The following is a 17,327-nucleotide window of genomic DNA, read 5'->3' as shown; positions in this document are numbered from 1 at the left end:
TTACGTCCCTGATAGCCCAGCCGACGCCAGCGCGTCGAGCTGGTCGAGGGTCTTGTCGAGCTGTTTGGCACCGTCCTTCTCGACGGCCTTGCCGAGCGCGCCCTTGATCATCGCACCCTCGAAGTCACCGAATACTGCGAAGGTCGAACCGCTGGTGGCCGGCTCGATGGTGAAGGTGAATGTGGCTTTGACACCGGCCATTCCGGTGCCGGATAGCACCAGCGAACGGGGCTCGTCGACCTGCTGAATCGTCCACTCGATTTTGTTGGCCATCCCAAGCATCACGATCTTGGCGGTCAGCTTGGCGCCTTCGGTCACGGTGTCGGGCGGCCCTTCGAGCCACTTCTCGTGCACGGTAAACCACTTGTCCCAGTTGGCCAGATCGGTCACCGTTGCCCATAGCGCGTCCGGATCGGCGGACAGTTGACGGGTGGCTTCGATGTGTCCCATTTTTAACGCTCCGCTCGTTGGTATGCCGTCACGACGGCTGCTCCGCCGAGTCCGATGTTGTGCTGCAGTGCGGCGGTGACGTTGTCGACCTGGCGCTTGTCCGCTGTGCCGCGTAGCTGCCAGGTCAGCTCGGCGCATTGCGCCAGACCGGTGGCGCCCAGCGGGTGGCCCTTGGAGATCAGCCCGCCGGATGGGTTGACCACCCATCGACCGCCGTAGGTGACGTCACCGTTGTCGATGAGTTTGGGCGCCTCACCTTCGGCGCACAGTCCCAACGCCTCGTAGAGCAGCAGCTCGTTGGCGGAGAAGCAGTCGTGCAGCTCGATGACCTGGAACTCCTCGGGCCCGAGGCCGGACTGCTCGTAAACCCGTTGCGCAGCTTCGACATTCATGTGGTAGCCGATCAGACCCTTGCAGGTGCCGTCGAAGCTGTTCTTGAAGTCGGTGGTCATGGCTTGGCCGACGATCTCCACCGCTTGGCCGGATAGACCGTGCTTGTCGACGAACGCCTCCGAAGCCAGGATTACCGCGCCGGAGCCGTCCGACGTCGGCGAGCATTGCAGCTTGGTCAGCGGGTCATAGATCATCCGCGCCGCCAGGATGTCTTCCAGCGAATAGGACTCCTGGAACTGAGCGTAGGGGTTGTTGACCGAATGCTTGTGATTCTTATAGCCGATCTTGGCGAAATGCTCTGCGGTGCTGCCGTATTGCTGCATGTGCTCGCGACCCGCCGCACCGAACATCCACGGCGCCGGCGGGAACAGCACCTCGGATATCTCCGCCATTGCCATGATGTGCTTTTCCATCGGGTTCGTCCGGTCGTCATAGGTGGACTCCAAAGAACCCGGCTTCATCTTCTCGAAGCCAAGCGCGATCGTGCAGTCGGCCAGACCGCCCCGAATCGCTTGCGCGGCAAGGTAGAGCGCGGTCGACCCGGTGGAGCAGTTGTTGTTGACGTTGACGATTGGGATGCCGCTCAGTCCCAGCTCGTAGAGCGCCCGCTGGCCTGAGGTCGACTCGCCGTAGACGTAGCCGACGTAACCCTGCTCCACCGCGGCGTAGTCGACGCCGGCATCGTCGAGTGCCTTGGTGCCGGCTTCACGCGCCATGTCCGGGTAGTCCCAGTTTTCCCGCCGCCCCGGCTTCTCGAATTTCGTCATCCCCACACCGATGACATAGACCTTGTTCGACATCACGCTCCCTTGCGCTGGCTCGCTCCGCTCTAGCGCTAAAACATACACACCTGACTGTATCTTTGCAACGGCGTACAGGGCGGCCACGGCAGATGGATCGTGATGAGAGCCGGAATCAGTCCAGGGAGTCGGCGGTCAGCATGCCGTCGGCAACGACGCGCAACTGCTTGCAGGCACGATCCCACCGTCTCCGCGGGCGATCGCTGTCGCGCTCGACGAAGCTCGCCAGCAGGATCCCCCGCAGCGCATCCATGGCGGTGTAGACGAAATTGCGCAGGTCTTTGCGCGCGGCATGGTCGGGCACCAGTTGCGCGATGGCCGAGATCAGGGTGCTGTTGACCAGCGGTTCCACGCGTTCGATATGGGCGGCCAATACGGGGTCGGTCCGTGCTGCGACCCAAAGTTCAACGGTGGCAACGAACATCGGGCCCTGGTGGGCCTCCCACAGAAAATCCAGCACGGTCGAGACGGGATCGGTGGTCGCTCGCATTCGGCCGAATTCACGCATGGCCGCCTGCACCCGCTGCTGGGCCAGGTGCTCGATGGCCGCCACCACTAGATCTTCTTTGGCGCGGAAGTGATGGATCTGCGCCCCGCGGGTGACGCCGGCGAGCTCCGCGACACGCGGCGTGGTGGTGCCCGCGTAGCCATAGGTCACCAGGCACTCGATGGTCGCGTCGAGGAGGCGCGCGCGCATGGCGGCGCTACGCTCCGCCTGTGTGCGCCGTGCACGTCGTTCGCCGACTTCGGCCACCCTCGCTACCGCCTATCGCGTCCGATTGACTTACATTCCATAGAGAATGTTACTTTAGCGGCCGGGTGACGGCTTCATCAGCCGAATTGGCCCATCCCTAGTGCATATGGCGCGGGCAGATCGCGGCGATGCTGGCCCCGATGAAGAACCCGGCGTGATAGCCGTCGAGATTCGTCCGTGCCATCGCCTCGTTGGCAACGTCACCGGCTTGCTTGCCTTGATCCAGCTCGCTGCAGACCTCGCGGCCGGCGGCGATCGCGGCGGGGCCGGAGGTGAAGGTGATGCCCCGCGCCGAAAGCGCTCCCAGGAAGTCGCCGCCATTGTCGGCGTCAGCGTGTGCGGCCGGGGTCAGCTGGGCCATGACGCCGAACAGTGCGCTCACCAAAACGAGACCAGTCAGTAGCGATCGCAAACGGCTGAAACAACGGATATTGGAGACCCCGACCTCGGTGGGCGCCTGGACGAACAGGGATGTCATTTCAGCCTCCGATCTTTGGTGAGTGATTACTCGACGGTTCGCCGTACCTTTCAGGCCAGGATGAGAACGAGGCCTGCGGCGAAGACTAGATACAACAGCGCGGAGATCGCGAGCCGCGTGGGCGTCAGCTTGTTAGCGCGCATCGTCGCAAGCAAATAGGTGATCGCAACCATGGTGATCGCCCCGGACCACAGCAGGGCGTGGTCGAGATGCCAGTCGGTGAACAGCAGGCCCAGCCCGCTGGGCACGGTGGCTTGGATCATCATTGCGCCGGAGATATTCGCCAGCGCGAGTTCGGTTTTTCCCTGCCGGACCCAGATGATCGCGTTCATGATCTCGGGAAGTTCGGTGGCGATCGGAGACAGCAGCAGCGCGGTGACCGCGCCCGACAGTCCCAGCATCGGAGCGATGACATCGAGCTGGTGGACGAACAGCTGCGAGGACACGAAGATCACCGCCAACGCCCCGAGCGTCTGGGCCAGCACGGCCACGGTGGCCGGTCGAGAGGCGCTCGGTTGCAGCTTGAGCGGCTCGAGATCCTCGGCGGCGCCGCTGTCCTGCCCACCGCGGACTTCGCGCCAGAAGTAGACCCCGTAGACCGCGAAGAACAGCACGCCCAGCCACGGCTTGAACGCGAATGCCACCAGCCCCAACGCGACCTTGACGACGAAGACCGCCATGAACCAGCGCTGATCGCGTGCCAGGCGCTCGGTCTGAGAAGTGGTGAACTCGGCGCCGGCACGGCTGTGCGCGTCCTCGGACTCGATGACCGAGCGCCGAACGAGCGTCGCTGCACCGACGCCCACCAAGACTTTCTCCCTGCTTCGGGCGCGTCGCCGCAGTAACAACACCGCGCCCGTCACTCCGTAGGCGACGGTGGCGAGGACGAGCGGACCACCCATCGCCGCTCCAACGCCGATGTAGCGGACGTCGGCAGTAGTGCCGGTCGTGACGGCGACCAGGGTGACGACCGACTCGGGCAGCGCGGTGCCGAAGGCGGCCAGCACCGTTCCGACGGCCATCGTGCCGAGGTTGAGCCGGTGTCCGAGCCACTCCACGGCGTTGACGAACCACTCGCAGGACAGATAAATGGCGACCGCGCAGGCGAGCAGGATCACGATGTGCGCCATGCAAGCTCCGCCTTTCTCGTCCCCGCCCACGACGAACGCCGCCCGGACGACACCCATCTTGCCCACATTTTGATAATTTCGCAAATGTTAAAATATTTCGATATGGCGAAATGCGACGTGGGGTACACGCGAGAATGGATGCCGATATGGCGCAACAAAAAGATCGGTTAACCGAAACCGCACCGTTCGACGTGCTGTCCGCCGAGCCGACCAGGCCGCAGCTCGACTCTGCGGCCAGCACCTTTGCGCTACTCAGCAACTCGGCTCGGCTGCATGTGCTGTGGCTGGCAGCCCAAAACAGCCACGACGTCACGGCGCTCGCGGAGCGGACCGGCCTCGGGGTGGCCACCATGAGCCAACACCTGACGAAGCTTCGTCTGGCCGGCTTGATCAGCGCCCGCAAGGAGGGGCGCCGCCACATCTACACCGTCGATGACCCGCACATCCTGACCCTGATGCAGCAGATCTTCTCCCACGTCGCGCCGGACGGAAGTTTGGCGCCGGACCCGCCACCGGGCAGCTGACGCTCGCGACTACAACGTCGCTGGGCGGATGACGACCACCGACTTTGTCGTCGCACCCTCGTCCCGCAGCAGCGCGAACACCCGGCCGTCCGCGGTGTGTGCTGCGTAGACGCCGTCGGCACCGGACGGGGTCAGCGCGCGGCCGTTGGCGACGGCGTCGGCCTCGGCGTCGCTGAGTTGTCGATGTGGAAACAGCAGCAGACACGCGTCGTCCAACGTCAGGCTCAGACCGGGCCGTTCGGTCAAGTCCTCGAGCGAGCGGGCCTGCTGCACGTCGAATCGGCCAACCCGGGTGCGCCGCAATGCGGTCAGGTGACCGCCGACCGCCAGCGTCGCGCCGACGTCGCGGGCTAAGGCGCGGATGTAGGTCCCCGACGAACAGTCCACCTCGACGTCGACGTCGACGAGGTGGTCGTGGCGCCGTACCGCCCGCACCTCGAAACGATCGATACGCACCGGCCTGGCGGCCAATTCGACCGTCCGCCCTTCGCGGGCCAGCCGATAGGCACGCTGGCCGTCGACCTTGATCGCGCTGACCGCCGACGGGACTTGCGCGATGTCGCCGCGTAACCGGGCGATCGCCGCCTCGATCGCGCCATCGGTCACGTGCTGCGCCGAGACCTGTTGCGTTACTTCGCCTTCCGCGTCCTCGGTCGAGGTGGTCTGGCCGAGCCGGATTGTCGCCGCATACGACTTCGACGTCTCGGTCACCAGACCGAGGATCTTGGTGGCTCGCTCGATTCCGATGACCAGGACACCGGTGGCCATCGGGTCCAGCGTCCCGGCGTGACCCACCCGTCGCGTTCCAAAAATGCGCCGGCAGCGGCCTACGACGTCATGACTTGTCATACCGGCCGGCTTGTCGACGACGACAAGGCCCGCCTTCATAGCGTGATCGCCGTCAACACCAGGTCGCGGTCCACCGACCACCGGCCGGCCAGTGTTTTCAGGGGCGGCCCCGAAAGCGTCTCGCCCTCGACGAGAATCGTCGATTCGAAACCTCCGGCGGAACCCGACTCGTCGACGGTGAACGTGATATGCGCGTCCTCGAAGCCGAGCCAGCGCTTGGTCAGCGGAAACCAGGCTTTGTAGGTTGCCTCTTTGGCGCAGAACAAGATTCGGTCCCAATGCATTGTGGACGGCAGAGCCGCCATCTCGCTGCGTTCGGCCGGCAGGCTGATCGCGTCGAGTACGCCGTCGGGCAACACGTCGTGCGGTTCGGCGTCGACGCCCAGCGAGCGGACCGCACCGGCCCGGCCCACCACCGCGCCGCGATATCCCGCCGTGTGGGTAATGCTGCCGACAACGCCGTCGGGCCAGCAGGGTTCACCCTTCTCCCCCTTGAGAATTGGGACCGGCGGAAACCCGAGCTCGCTGAGCGCGAGCCGGGCGCAGTAGCGGACGGTGATGAATTCGTTGCGCCGCTTGGCCACCGACCGCGCAATGAGCGGTTCCTCCTCGGCCATCGGCGTCAACCCCGGTGGATCGGAATACAATTCGGCGCACGCCAGATCGGCGATGCTGGGCAGTACCGCCGACATCAACGTAGACAGGGCCATCGAACCTACCGTTGCCGCAATCTGTCTCGGAACTGCTGCGCCTGCGCCTTCATCTCGGCGGTGATGACGAAATGTCCGCCGAAGTCGTTGAGGTAGCCCGGTGCGTACTGCGGGTCGGGCAGGATCTGGCGCAACCAGCTGTACGGCTTGCGACGACGCCACTCGCGCGGGTAGCCGACCGACACCTCTTCGAAGCGGACGTCGTCGTACCAGGTGGTCCGCGGGATGTGCAGATGCCCGTAGACCGAGCACACCGCGTTGTAGCGGGTGTGCCAGTCCGCGGTCTCGGTGGTTCCACACCAGAGCGAGAACTCGGGAAGGAACAGCGCGTCGCAGGGTTGGCGGACCATCGGGAAGTGGTTGACCAGCACGGTCGGATTCATCCAGTCCAGATCGTCGAGGCGCTTGCGGGTGGCCACGAGGCGTTCACGACACCATGCTTCGCGCGTCGGGTAGGGCTCGGGTGAGAGCAGGAACTCGTCGGTGCACACCACGTTGCGCTCTCGCGCGATCGCCATACCTTCGGCCTTCGTCGTCGCGCCCGCGGGTAGGAACGAATAGTCGTAGAGCAGAAACAGCGGCACGATAGTGGCCGGGCCGCCTCGCTCGGTCCAGACCGGGAACGGATGCTCGGGACTGACGACGCCCAACTCGTCGCACATATTGACCAGATAGTCGTAGCGGTCCCTACCGAAGATCTGCATTGGATCCCGGTTGGTCGTCCACAGCTCGTGATTGCCGGGAACCCAGATCACCTTGGCGAACCGTCGTCGCAGCAGATCGAGCGCCCAGCGGATCTCGTCGGTGCGCTCGGCAACGTCACCGCACACGATCAGCCAGTCGTCGGGCGTCGAGGGATAAAGGGATTCGGTGACCGGCTTGTTGCCGACGTGGCCGGTGTGCAGATCCGATACCGCCCACAGTGTCGGCTGTCGCGCTGTCGGGGGCTGCTGCCCGTGTTCTTGCCAAGCCACGACTCCCCAGCCTAACCGCTGGTGGCATGCGCACCCCGACCGTGCCGCCGACGGGTGGACTAGAACAGGTTCTCGTTTACTGTGTGGCGGCGCGGGTGTGACTTGTAAACTCCGCGCAGTAGCGAAATCACCGAGGGGGTGCCATGGCCGGCAAGCTGCGCCTACTAGCAGCGTTCGGCGCCTTGGTCACGGCGGTGATCGTCACCTGGCAGAGCGCGCCGCCGGCGACCATCGGCGGATCTGCGGTCGAGCTGCGCTCCACCGCGGCGCCCATGGACCCGCCCAGCACGATGAAAAGCCCGATCGTGGCGACCACCGACCCGAGCCCGTTCGACCCGTGCCGGGACATCCCGTTCGACGCGGTGCAGCGGCTGGGCCTGGGCTTCACCCCGCCGATCCCCGAAGAGGGGCTGCGCTGCCATTACGACGCGGGCAATTACCAGCTGGCGGTCGAGCCCATCATCTGGCGTACCTACGCCCAGTCCTTGCCGGCCGACGCGGTCGAGACGACCATCAACGGCCACCGCGCGGCACAGTGGTGGAACCTCAAGCCGACCTACCACAACAGCTACTTCTATTTCTCCTGCATGGTGGCGTTCAAGACCAGTTACGGGCTGATCCAGCAGTCGCTGTTCTACTCGACGATCTACTCCAGTCCGGAAGTCGACTGCCCGGCCACCAACCTGCAACGCGCCAACGAGCTTTCCCAGTACTACAAGTTCTGAGCCCGTCGTCCCCATAACCTGATGCGGTGACGACCACCTCCCAGCGGCCCGCCCGATCGACGCTGCGCACACTGCCCCGCCGACTCGCCGGCCATGCGCTCGCCCGAACGCTGCGGCTGGCGCCACCGACCACCGGCTTCACCGTCAGCGAAGTCAAGATTCCGATGCGCGACGGCGTCGAGCTGATCGCCGATGTCTACGAGCCCGCCGGAGAGGTCGTCGGCACGCTGCTTGCCCGCGGACCGTACGGCCGCGCCTTCCCGTTCAACATCGTGTTCGCCGACCTTCACGCGGCCCGCGGGTATCGCGTGGTGTTACAGAGCGTCCGCGGGACATTCGGTTCCGGCGGGGAGTTCTCCCCGATGGTCAACGAGGCGGCCGACGGCGCCGACACCGTCGAGTGGATGCGCCAGCAGCCGTGGTTCACCGGGCGGTTCGCCACCATCGGAATCTCCTATCTCGGGTTCACCCAGTTCGCGCTGCTGCAGGACCCACCGCCGGAACTCGTCACCAGCGTCATCATCGCGGGCCCCCACGACATGAGCCTGTCGGCGTGGGGCACCGGCGCGTTCACCGTCAACGATTTCCTGGGCTGGTGCAATTTGGTTGCGCATCAAGAAGATCCGGGCCGCATTCGCGCCGGCATCCGTCAAATGCGAGCGCAGAAAAGCGTGCTGCGGGCCGCCAGTCAAGCGCCGCTGGGCGCGGCCGGCCGCGCGCTGCTCGGCGACGCGGCACCGTGGTGGGAGTCCTGGCTGACTCCCCCGGCCGACGACAACCCGTTCTGGGGACCGCTGAAAGTCGACTCTGCCCTCGACCGGGTTCAGGTGCCGGTGCTGCTACTCAGTGGCTGGCAAGACCTGTTCCTTCCCCAGACGCTGCACCAGTTCCGGCATCTGCGCGCGCGCGGAATCGACGTGGGCTTGACCGTGGGCCCATGGACGCATACTCAGCTGCTTCTCGCCGGGCTACCCACCGTCGCGCGGGAAACCCAAAAATGGTTGGACACCCACCTTGCCGGTCGCCCGGCGACCCCGCGGTCCGACCGGTTTCGGTTCTGGGTCGGCAACGAGGGCTGGCGCGGATTGCCTGACTGGCCGCCCACCACCACCGGCCGCTCGCTGTACCTGCAGCCCGGCGGCGGCCTGGCGGACACCGCTCCGCCGACTGGATCGTCGGCGAGTTTCCGGTACGACCCCACCGATCCGACACCCAGCATCGGCGGCCGTCTGCTCTCCCCGGACAGCGGCTACCGCGACGACACCGCGCTGGCGGCACGCCGGGACGTGCTGAGCTTCACCAGCGACACGCTCACCACCGACTTGGTCGTGCACGGATGCCCGGTCGCCGAGTTGGCGCACAGCTCGGACAATCCGTTCGTGGACGTATTCGTTCGGATCAGCGAGGTCGACGCCAAGGGCCGCTCCCGCAACGTCAGCGACGCCTACCAACGACTCAGCGAACCGACCGATCACGTCAGCCTGGAACTGGACGCGATCTCGCACCGCTTCCGCGCCGGCACCCGCATTCGGGTGCTCATCGCGGGCGGTAGCCATCCCCGCTTCGCGCGCAACCTCGGTAACGGCGAGGCGACGTCCACAGCCAGCCAAACGACACCGTCCACGCACGAGGTGCACTTCGGCGCCTCGCGGATCGTGCTCCCGGTCGGTTCATGATGGACGACTTCGACGAATGGGCGTGCGGCGGAACGGGAATCCGCTGGAAATCGACCACCCCTGCCAACTCCGGTGCGGACGTCGCGGTCTTCACCCGCCGCTGCGGCATCCCGGGGGCGCCGGCGCTGGTCTGTGTGCACGGCTTTCCCACGGCGAGCATCGACTTCCTAGCGCTGACACGGGAACTCGGTGCCGACTTCGATATCTATCTGCTCGACTTCCCCGGCTATGGCCTCTCGGCCAAGCCGACGACACCGTATGTGTATTCGCTATACGACGATGCGCGGTTGCTGATCAGCGCGATCACCCAGCACTGGCAGTTGACGGATTACACGATGCTGACTCATGACCGCGGCACCAGTGTCGGCATGATCGCGCTGTCGATGTTCGACGACCTCGAGGACACGGAGCCCCCGCGCAAGGCCATCTTCACCAACGCGAATATCTATCTTCCCCTTGCCAATCTGACCGGATTCCAGAAAGCGCTGCTGGATCCGACCGTGGGGCGAAGCACTGCGCGTGCCACCACTCCGGAGATGCTGGCCGCAGGCATGGGCGTGACGACTTTCATGCCACGACGCGGCGCCGACGATCCCGAGATCGCCGCCCTGACGCGATGCTTCGCGCACAACGACCAGCCGGCGGTATTAGTGGACACGATCCAATATCTCCACGAGCGAGCCGCCGACGAAACCACCTGGCTGCAGGCACTTTCCCACAGCGCCGTCGACACCAGCCTGGTGTGGGGTCTGCATGACAACGTGGCCCCGGTCCGGGTCGCGAACTACGTGTGGCAAGAGTTCCTGCGCGACAAACCCGGTCTGAACCGCTATTGGATATTGCCTAGCGCCGACCACTATCTGCAATGCGATGCGCCCGCGCAATTGGCCGACGTCGTGCGACTGACGGCGGCCGGCGAGCCCACGTCGCTGGGCACGGTCGGTGACTGGCCCGAGGGCGCGGTGTTAGTCGACCAGACTCCTTGATACGTCACGCTATTCGACGGCATCGCGGACGCGATCGGCGACGTCGCGCAGTGTTCGCTCGTCGTGGACGGGCTCGCCCAGCGCCGGCTCGATCAACGGCAGCGGCACCCAGCTGGTACAGCCGGCGTAGTCGGGCGTGCGCTGCAGCGCGATCGGCGCGAGCAGCGGTAGTGCCTGCACAACCAGTACGGCGAGCCGGTTTTTCGGCCGAAAGTCGAGACGGTCGCGGCGCACGGAATCGGCGGTCCAGATGTGCAGGTCCTCCAGCGCGTCAATGTTGTCCGGCCGGTTGACGGCATACGCCGCAACGACTTTCGCTGCTGCCCGCACGACCAGTTGATCGTTGGTGCTGTCGCAGGCCGCTGCGTCGAGAAGGTCGTGGAACTCGGGTCGTACCCGTTCGGCGTGGCTGTGCGCGACCGTCGGGAACAACAGGAACTCTCGGGCGACATTGACGTCGAACCGCTTTTCACCGATTCCGCCCTTGCGCAGCAGCACCTGTTGCCGTCCGTCCAGCAGCGCACGCACCGCCGCGCTCCACTCCTTGAGCGCGGGCGTCGTCGCGGTCACGGCCACCGGGTCGCGAGGCGACGCAACGGCGGGTCGGTCTTGGGCGGCTGACGGCGCTCCGGCAGGGCGCGCAACAACCGGGTGGTGGTCGCCGCGACTTCGGCCACGGCCGCCTCGAAGGCCTCGGCGTTGGCCGACGAGGGTCGGGTGAAGCCGCTGACCTTGCGGACGTACTGCCGCGCCGCCGCCTCGATTTCCTCGGTGGTCGCAGGCGGCTCGAGACCACGCAATTCAGTGATGTTCCGGCACATGTCTCAACGATAGGTCGGCGGCTTTACATCGACCGTGTAACCACGGCGCCGAGTGTGCGGCCAGGGTGGCTATCGAGCGATAACCGCCGCCACACGGTGACACTCGAAACGTCAGCATCAATCCACTGACTACGGTGAAGCACATGACTGACGACATCTTGTTGATCCACACCGACGAGCGGGTGCGGACCCTGACACTGAATCGGCCGCAATCGCGGAACGCGCTGTCGGCGGCGCTGCGGGACCAGTTCTTCGGGGCGCTGGCCGACGCCGAGACCGACGACGACGTCGACGTCATCATCATCACCGGCACCGACCCGGTGTTCTGCGCCGGGCTCGACCTCAAGGAATTGGGTGGCCAGACCGCGTTGCCAGACATTTCGCCGCGCTGGCCGGCACTGAGCAAGCCTGTCATCGGCGCCATCAACGGCGCGGCGGTGACCGGCGGGCTGGAGCTGACGCTCTACTGCGACATCCTGATCGCTTCCGAAAATGCGCGATTCGCCGATACCCACGCACGGGTGGGCCTACTGCCGACATGGGGCCTCAGCGTGCGTCTGCCGCAGAAGGTAGGCGTCGGCCTCGCCCGTCGGATGAGCATGACCGGCGACTACTTGTCCGCGCAGGATGCGCTGCGCGCCGGCCTGGTCACCGAAGTGGTGCCCCACGACGAGTTGCTGCCCGCGGCACGCAAGGTCGCCGAAAGCATCGTCGGCAACAACCAGAGCGCGGTGCGCGCGCTGCTGTCGTCCTACCACCGGATCGACGACTCGCAGACCGGCGAAGGGCTGTGGCTGGAAGCGACTGCGGCGCGGGCTTTTCGGACGTCAGGCGACGACATCGCCGCCAACCGCGAGGCGGTCCTGCAGCGCGGACGCGCCCAGGTTCGCTGACGCCCCGCTACGTCAGATGCCGAACAATGACTCGGCGAGACCGATGAACAGTTCGTTCGGTCCGTCGAACACCAGGAAGTTGGCCGCTGCGAGGTCGTGAAAGGCGGCGAGTGCGTAATCGCCCAAGGCCCAACTCTGCGCGGCGTCCATGAATTGGCTCTGCGCCGCGACACTGATGTTTTGTATCTCGGCGACCGCATCGGTCAGATCAGCCGGAGGTACCTGAATGGACGAGATATCTATTTCGTAGTCGACCGGATTGTTCGTCAGGATGCCGACCGAGTCGATGAACACGTTCTCCTCCGGCCCGAACAGCAGATCCTCGATACCCGCCAAGTCAACATTCAAGGCCTCGGGTATTTCGCCGGCAGCGAGCGACTCCGTACCGAACGTGAGCAGGCCCTCGCCGTACGCGATGGTCGCTTGCACGTTGTCGAACATCTGCGTGACGGGATCGTCGGCGTATGCTGGCGGCGCCGTCGCCATCGGGCTCATCGTGGCGATGAGCGTCCCGCCGACCGCCGCGCCTACCAGCACGGTGATGCGATTGCGGCGAGGTTGATACTTGCCTGACATCACTCTTCCTCCGAATATGTTGCGCAGCGGTTCGTTTCGACAGTTAAGGTCCCGGGACACGGGGTTTGCATTTGCCTCGTCGGAAGCCGAGCAGCAAGTCAGTTACCGAAGATCGACTCGGCGAGGCCAAGGATGAAGGCGTTCGGCGCTTCGACCAAGAGCGCGTTGAGCCCGTAGATCTCCGTCAACTCGCCCGCCGCAAAGTCGTTGCCGGCGAAAAGGTTGGCGGCGTCAGTGAAGTCGAACTGGGCGCCCTCCAAATAGCTCTGGACCGCGCTGACCGTCGAAGGCCAGTCGTCCGGAATGGGGGTCGCGGGGAAGTCTAAGGGGCCTTGTATTAGGTCACTAGTCAACGCGTCGACGGAGTCAATGAATATATTCTCTTCGGGCGCGACCAGAAAATTATCGAATGCGGCGAGGCTTGCGCTCAACGCAAAGACGGGATGGTCGTTGAGCAGATAGTCACCAGCCAACGACATGTCCGAAACACCCGTCTGCGTGGCAGCCTGGATGTTGCTCAGCAGGTCGCTGATGGGATCGTCGGCATGAGCACTCGGCGCGCTCGCCAGCTGGCTCATCGTGGCGATCAGCAAGCCGCCAACGACCGCGCTAATCGTCCTAGCCGTGCACTTGATGTTATGGTCGATGCTCATTGCTCACTCCAAAGTCCTTGTAGCACAATCAGAATCCGAGCGATGATTCGACCAGGCCCAGAATTGCCGCGTTGGGCGCTTCGACCCAAAGCGCATTGAATCCCTCGATGTCGAGTAGCTCGGCAGCGGGAAAATCGCCCGCAGTCATGAAGTTGGCGGCTTGGGTGAAGTCGACGTTGGCCGCATCGGCGAAGCCTTGTATCTGAACCAAAGCCGACGCCCAATCAGTCGGGCCGCTGAGCGGCTCGAATCCGATGACCGCGTGCACGGGTGTGTTCGTCAGCGCATCGACGGTGTCCAGCAAGGCGTTTTCCTCGGGTGCGATCAGGACATTGTCGAGCCCGATGAGGCCGGCCGATGTACCGGGGATCGAAAGGCCGGCCGAGAAGTCCATCGCGGCGGCATTCAGGTAGACGTTACCGATCTCGACGGCCGCCTGGACGTTGTTGAGGAGTTCGCTGAGGGGATCATCTGCGCGAGCAGTCGGTGCGCCAACGAGCTGGCCCATCACGGCGCAGAGCATCCCGCCGAGAGCCACACCCGTGCCTAGCCGGCGGCGAATCCGTAAGTCGTTGCTAGTCAACGTGTTCACGCCCTATCAGAGTCCGAACAATGACTCGGTAAGGCCGAGGATGAGTGCGTTGGGCGCTTCGAGCCAGAGCGCGTTGCTGCCCGCGACCTCGAGCAGCTCAGCCGCGGGGAAATCACCGGCGGTCATGAGATTGGTCGCCTGGGTGAAGTCGACCTGGGCAATGTCGTAGAACGCCTGTGCATAGGTCAGCACTGCCGCGAAGTCGGTTGGAGCCGGGCTGATCGGATCGATTTCGAACGGGGACGCCACCGGAGTGTTTGTCAGCGCATCGATTCCGTCGACATACAGGTTTTCCAGAGGCGCGATCAACGTGTTGTCGAGCCCGGCCAGGTACGCATCGACCGCGTATGTCGGCTCGCCCGCCGCCAAGTACTGGTCCCCGAGGGTAAAGAACTGCTCGCCCGCATTGAACACAACCTCGACGTTGTTGAGCATGTCGGTGATGGGATCCGCGTGCGCGGGAGCCGCGGCCAGTTCGCTGAGCCCCCAAAACAATAAGCCCGCGGTGGCCACGCCAAGTGCAGCAATCTGATTTTTGCGCCGTGACGCGGTGATGTTCATGGAGCTCTCCCTTAGTTCGCATTTGCCTGAGCTAATGCTGAGAAGTCTCCGGTGTGCAGGGCGAAGCGCACATGGGGAAAATTCCCCAAATTGGTGTCGCAGTCAGTCGACGGCAGGCTGGTTCAGCTTGTGCGCAGCCTGAACCCGATTCGCCACGTCGAGCTTGTCCAAGATCGCTTCGACGTGGTGGCCGACGGTTTTTGGGCTCAGGTGCAGCGCCGCGGCGATCGCGGCGTCGCTGTTGCCGGCAGCCAGCAATACGGCGACCTCACGCTGCCGCCGGGTCAGCCGATGCGGGTCGGACTTGCTGTGGCTGGCTCGGCCAGGTGTGGTGGGACCGCGGAGTTCGCCGAGCCGTTGCTGAGCACGACGGGTCGCCGCCCGAGCGCCCAGTCGGCGGAAGGTGGCGGCCGCCGACTGCACCGCATCGAGATCGCCACTCAACTGTGCAATCGCTGCGTCGTAGGGACACCGTAGCCGCTCCCATTCCGCGGCCGCCGCACGCCAGTCGCCGTTGACTTCCATCTGGTAGGGGGTCAGCGGATCCGGAATCGGGGGCACGAGGACGCCACCCAGGTGTAGCCAACGCTGCAACCGACCGGTCAGCCAAGGATCCGCGTTTGGTCCCGAAATAGCCAGCGCCCGTGTGGCTTCGGCAACCGCCCCCTCGTCGTCACCGGCCAGCCAGGCGATCTCGGCACGCGCGGCCCACGCCGGGCTGAAGAAGAAGAAATCACCCGGTTCGGCGTCATCGGCCGGCGGATGCAGCGGGGGGCCAGTCTGCTTTTCTCCGCGCCGCGCGCGGACGAGTGCCATGGCAACCCTGGGCATTGTCGAGTTGACGTCGGTCAGTCCGCGTCGGGTGAATGCCTCCTCGGCGCTGGCAATCGCTGCCGTCCAGTCACCTCGCTGCAGGGCCACCAACGCGGCGGTGACGACCGGCATCACCTCGTAATAGCCCAGATCGTCTGCATCGCAGAACTTTGCGAGCTCGTCGCTGTAGCGTTGCGCGCGGTCGAGGTCGTGGTGCAGTGCCGCCGTCCATCCGATCGCGCCTCCGACGATGCCGACGTGCTCGGCCAATGCCTTGTCCGACATCGCGGCGTGCCAGGTCGTTTCGATGTCTTCCCACCCGGGGCCGCCTTGGGTGATCGACCACAGCGCAGTCAGGCAGCGTCCGGACATGACTACCCCCCGCTCGTCGACAGCATTTCCCACATCGATTGCCTGCGAGGCATATTCGATACAGGTCGGATCGTACGAGAGCACGCCGAGGGAAACCATGTTCGCCAAGGACCTGGCCAGTTGCGGTGTGGGACCGAGGCCTTCGAGCAGCCGTAGGGACGATTGCGCGGCCTGCCTCGCCTCACGGAATCGAGCCATCGACGCCCAGAGCAGATGCGACAGCAGGCAGAGATCCTCACCCTCGCCGAGGGGATCGCCCATCGCGCGCCGCATGTCGACCGCTTGTCGCCACAGCGATTCCGCCTCGTCGGCGTCACCGTACAGGTAGCGCGCGAAGGCATGCCCTTCTATCCACGTCACCTTCTGGTCAGCGGGAATGGCATCGCCGTGGGCCAGCGCGAGTGCATACAGTTCGGCCGCCTCACGGTTGGCGGCCAGCGCGGCGGCGCGCTGCGCGCCGGCAATTCCGTAGCGCACGGCGGCATCGTCATCGCCGGCTTGGTCGGCATGAAAAGCCAACGCCGCCAACAGCCCCGGGTCGATGGGCGGTTCGGCCAGCGCGGCCATCGCCGCCTTGTGCAGCACTCGGCGCTCGTGGGCGGGTATCTGATCCAGTGTGGCGCGCCGAGCCAGCTCGTGGCGAAATACGAGCACGTCGTCGTCGGCTAGCAGAACTCCGGCACGCAGGCATTCCTCCGTGCCGTCCTGCGCGTGAGGACAGATCGTCTGCACCAGAGGCAGCGCGGCGCGAGGACCACACACGGCCACCGCATAGGCGGTATGGCGGGCCGGCCCGGACAACCGCGCCAGCCGGCCCCACACCGCCTCGGCGACGCTGTGCGGCAGCCCGCGACTCGTCTGGTTTGGTGCTGCCCCGAGGATTTCGGTCACGTAGAACGGATTTCCGCTCGTCAACCGATGGAGGTCGGTGGCGTTGAGCCCGCTGCCGGCGACCAATTCGGCCACCGCGTCGCGGCTCAGCGGCTCAAGCCGGATACGGGTGATCGCCGCGGAGGTCGCGACGTCGCCAACCGCCGCGGCCAACGGATGCTGCGGGCCAACCTCGTCGTCGCGGTAAGACATCACGAGCAGCAGAGGAAGTCCGCTGATACGACGACCGAGAAACCTCAGAAGATCCAGCGTGGCGCCGTCGGCCCAGTGCACGTCCTCGATCACCCACAACCATCGCGGGCCGCCGCGCAGCACCTCGAGCAGACGCCGGTACACGGTGGCGGAATCGCCCGCGTCGAGCGCGGCGGTCAGCCCGTCCGCCACGCGGCGATCCAACCCGGCCAGCGCGTCGATCAGGGGACCGAGCGGCCTGGGAGTGGTCAACGGATCGCACCAGCCTTGCAACACCCGTACGTCGGGGCCGGCACCGGCCACCAATTCCCCGATCACCGCGGTCTTGCCGACGCCGGCCTCGCCCCGCAGCAGCACCACCCGGCCCGGGTCGCGGCCCACACGTCGAGCCAGCGCGACCAATTGCCGCACCTCGACGTCGCGCTCGAGCAGTCGAGCCACGATCAGTTCTCGGCTGCGGCGCAGGTCACCGAAAGACGGTGATTGGGACATCCGTACATGATGTGGACTTACT

At 65.3% G+C, this 17,327-nt stretch carries 20 protein-coding genes; 5 read left to right on the top strand and 15 right to left on the bottom strand.

Features of this window, described 5'->3' with window-relative positions:
• The 5 genes from MKK62_RS18955 to MKK62_RS18935 form a co-directional block, all read right to left on the bottom strand.
• On the bottom strand, window positions 1-450 hold the full coding sequence (locus tag MKK62_RS18955; RefSeq protein ID WP_240258389.1) for a type II toxin-antitoxin system Rv0910 family toxin: 450 nt from the start codon (window positions 448-450) through the stop codon (window positions 1-3).
• Between the two features lie 2 nt (window positions 451-452).
• Window positions 453-1,643, bottom strand: coding sequence for a lipid-transfer protein (locus MKK62_RS18950; RefSeq protein ID WP_240258390.1), 1,191 nt, complete (start codon window positions 1,641-1,643; stop codon window positions 453-455).
• A 115-nt stretch (window positions 1,644-1,758) separates the two neighbouring features.
• Entirely contained in the window at window positions 1,759-2,340 is a 582-nt protein-coding gene (locus tag MKK62_RS18945; protein ID WP_240264056.1) for a TetR/AcrR family transcriptional regulator, read from the bottom strand.
• Window positions 2,341-2,494: 154 nt separating this feature from the next.
• The gene (locus MKK62_RS18940; RefSeq protein WP_240258391.1) at window positions 2,495-2,875 is read right to left on the bottom strand and encodes a DUF732 domain-containing protein; all 381 of its coding nucleotides are present in this window, start codon (window positions 2,873-2,875) and stop codon (window positions 2,495-2,497) included.
• Between the two features lie 50 nt (window positions 2,876-2,925).
• Window positions 2,926-4,062, bottom strand: coding sequence for a sodium:calcium antiporter (locus MKK62_RS18935; RefSeq protein WP_240264057.1), 1,137 nt, complete (start codon window positions 4,060-4,062; stop codon window positions 2,926-2,928).
• An 89-nt stretch (window positions 4,063-4,151) separates the two neighbouring features.
• Here MKK62_RS18935 and MKK62_RS18930 point away from each other — a divergent pair, with 89 nt between their 5' ends.
• The gene (locus MKK62_RS18930) at window positions 4,152-4,529 is read left to right on the top strand and encodes an ArsR/SmtB family transcription factor (RefSeq protein WP_240258392.1); all 378 of its coding nucleotides are present in this window, start codon (window positions 4,152-4,154) and stop codon (window positions 4,527-4,529) included.
• Between the two features lie 9 nt (window positions 4,530-4,538).
• On the opposite strand, the gene truB is transcribed toward MKK62_RS18930, so the two are convergent.
• The 3 genes from truB to pptH are packed head-to-tail and all read right to left on the bottom strand — an operon-like array spanning window position 4,539 to window position 7,062.
• Window positions 4,539-5,417: a tRNA pseudouridine(55) synthase TruB gene (gene truB / locus MKK62_RS18925; protein ID WP_240258393.1), complete on the bottom strand. Its 879-nt coding sequence runs from the start codon at window positions 5,415-5,417 to the stop codon at window positions 4,539-4,541.
• Window positions 5,414-6,088, bottom strand: a complete 675-nt coding sequence (gene pptT / locus MKK62_RS18920; RefSeq protein ID WP_240258394.1) for a 4'-phosphopantetheinyl transferase PptT — start codon at window positions 6,086-6,088, stop codon at window positions 5,414-5,416. Before pptT ends, truB begins: the two co-directional genes overlap by 4 nt.
• A gap of 5 nt (window positions 6,089-6,093) precedes the next feature.
• Window positions 6,094-7,062, bottom strand: a complete 969-nt coding sequence (gene pptH / locus MKK62_RS18915) for an ACP phosphodiesterase PptH (RefSeq protein WP_240258395.1) — start codon at window positions 7,060-7,062, stop codon at window positions 6,094-6,096.
• Window positions 7,063-7,205: 143 nt separating this feature from the next.
• Here pptH and MKK62_RS18910 point away from each other — a divergent pair, with 143 nt between their 5' ends.
• Genes MKK62_RS18910 through MKK62_RS18900 form a run of 3 tightly spaced genes read left to right on the top strand, consistent with a single transcriptional unit; the run spans window position 7,206 to window position 10,449 of the window.
• Window positions 7,206-7,787 carry a DUF3558 domain-containing protein gene (locus MKK62_RS18910; RefSeq protein ID WP_240258396.1) on the top strand — a complete coding sequence of 194 codons (582 nt, stop codon included), beginning with the start codon at window positions 7,206-7,208 and terminating at the stop codon, window positions 7,785-7,787.
• Window positions 7,788-7,813: 26 nt separating this feature from the next.
• The gene (locus MKK62_RS18905; protein ID WP_240258397.1) at window positions 7,814-9,463 is read left to right on the top strand and encodes a CocE/NonD family hydrolase; all 1,650 of its coding nucleotides are present in this window, start codon (window positions 7,814-7,816) and stop codon (window positions 9,461-9,463) included.
• Window positions 9,463-10,449 (top strand): alpha/beta fold hydrolase, encoded by a 987-nt coding sequence (locus tag MKK62_RS18900; protein ID WP_240264058.1) that lies wholly within the window; start codon window positions 9,463-9,465, stop codon window positions 10,447-10,449. Before MKK62_RS18905 ends, MKK62_RS18900 begins: the two co-directional genes overlap by 1 nt.
• A 9-nt stretch (window positions 10,450-10,458) precedes the next feature.
• On the opposite strand, the gene MKK62_RS18895 is transcribed toward MKK62_RS18900, so the two are convergent.
• Window positions 10,459-11,025: a DUF1802 family protein gene (locus tag MKK62_RS18895; protein WP_240258398.1), complete on the bottom strand. Its 567-nt coding sequence runs from the start codon at window positions 11,023-11,025 to the stop codon at window positions 10,459-10,461.
• On the bottom strand, window positions 11,016-11,270 hold the full coding sequence (locus MKK62_RS18890) for a DUF2277 domain-containing protein (protein ID WP_240258399.1): 255 nt from the start codon (window positions 11,268-11,270) through the stop codon (window positions 11,016-11,018). The genes MKK62_RS18895 and MKK62_RS18890 overlap by 10 nt, the downstream gene beginning before the upstream one ends.
• Window positions 11,271-11,413: 143 nt before the next feature.
• Between MKK62_RS18890 and MKK62_RS18885 the strand changes: the two genes are divergently transcribed.
• Window positions 11,414-12,163: an enoyl-CoA hydratase gene (locus tag MKK62_RS18885; protein ID WP_240258400.1), complete on the top strand. Its 750-nt coding sequence runs from the start codon at window positions 11,414-11,416 to the stop codon at window positions 12,161-12,163.
• Window positions 12,164-12,175: 12 nt separating this feature from the next.
• Here the strand turns inward: MKK62_RS18885 and MKK62_RS18880 are convergent, their stop codons facing one another.
• The 5 genes from MKK62_RS18880 to MKK62_RS18860 all read right to left on the bottom strand — a co-directional run bounded on the left by MKK62_RS18880 (window position 12,176) and on the right by MKK62_RS18860 (window position 17,305).
• Complete coding sequence (locus tag MKK62_RS18880) at window positions 12,176-12,739, bottom strand: hypothetical protein (RefSeq protein WP_240258401.1); 564 nt, start codon at window positions 12,737-12,739, stop codon at window positions 12,176-12,178.
• A gap of 98 nt (window positions 12,740-12,837) precedes the next feature.
• Window positions 12,838-13,392: a hypothetical protein gene (locus tag MKK62_RS18875; RefSeq protein ID WP_240258402.1), complete on the bottom strand. Its 555-nt coding sequence runs from the start codon at window positions 13,390-13,392 to the stop codon at window positions 12,838-12,840.
• A gap of 28 nt (window positions 13,393-13,420) precedes the next feature.
• On the bottom strand, window positions 13,421-13,984 hold the full coding sequence (locus MKK62_RS18870) for a hypothetical protein (protein WP_240258403.1): 564 nt from the start codon (window positions 13,982-13,984) through the stop codon (window positions 13,421-13,423).
• A 6-nt stretch (window positions 13,985-13,990) separates the two neighbouring features.
• Window positions 13,991-14,545, bottom strand: a complete 555-nt coding sequence (locus tag MKK62_RS18865) for a hypothetical protein (protein ID WP_240258404.1) — start codon at window positions 14,543-14,545, stop codon at window positions 13,991-13,993.
• A 102-nt stretch (window positions 14,546-14,647) separates the two neighbouring features.
• Entirely contained in the window at window positions 14,648-17,305 is a 2,658-nt protein-coding gene (locus tag MKK62_RS18860; RefSeq protein ID WP_240258405.1) for a helix-turn-helix transcriptional regulator, read from the bottom strand.
• Between the last annotated feature and the right edge of the window lie 22 nt (window positions 17,306-17,327).

The sequence above is a fragment of the Mycobacterium paraterrae genome (assembly GCF_022430545.2).
GTDB classification, from domain to species: Bacteria; Actinomycetota; Actinomycetes; order Mycobacteriales; family Mycobacteriaceae; genus Mycobacterium; species Mycobacterium paraterrae.
This window is presented reverse-complemented; position numbering and strand designations above follow the sequence as displayed.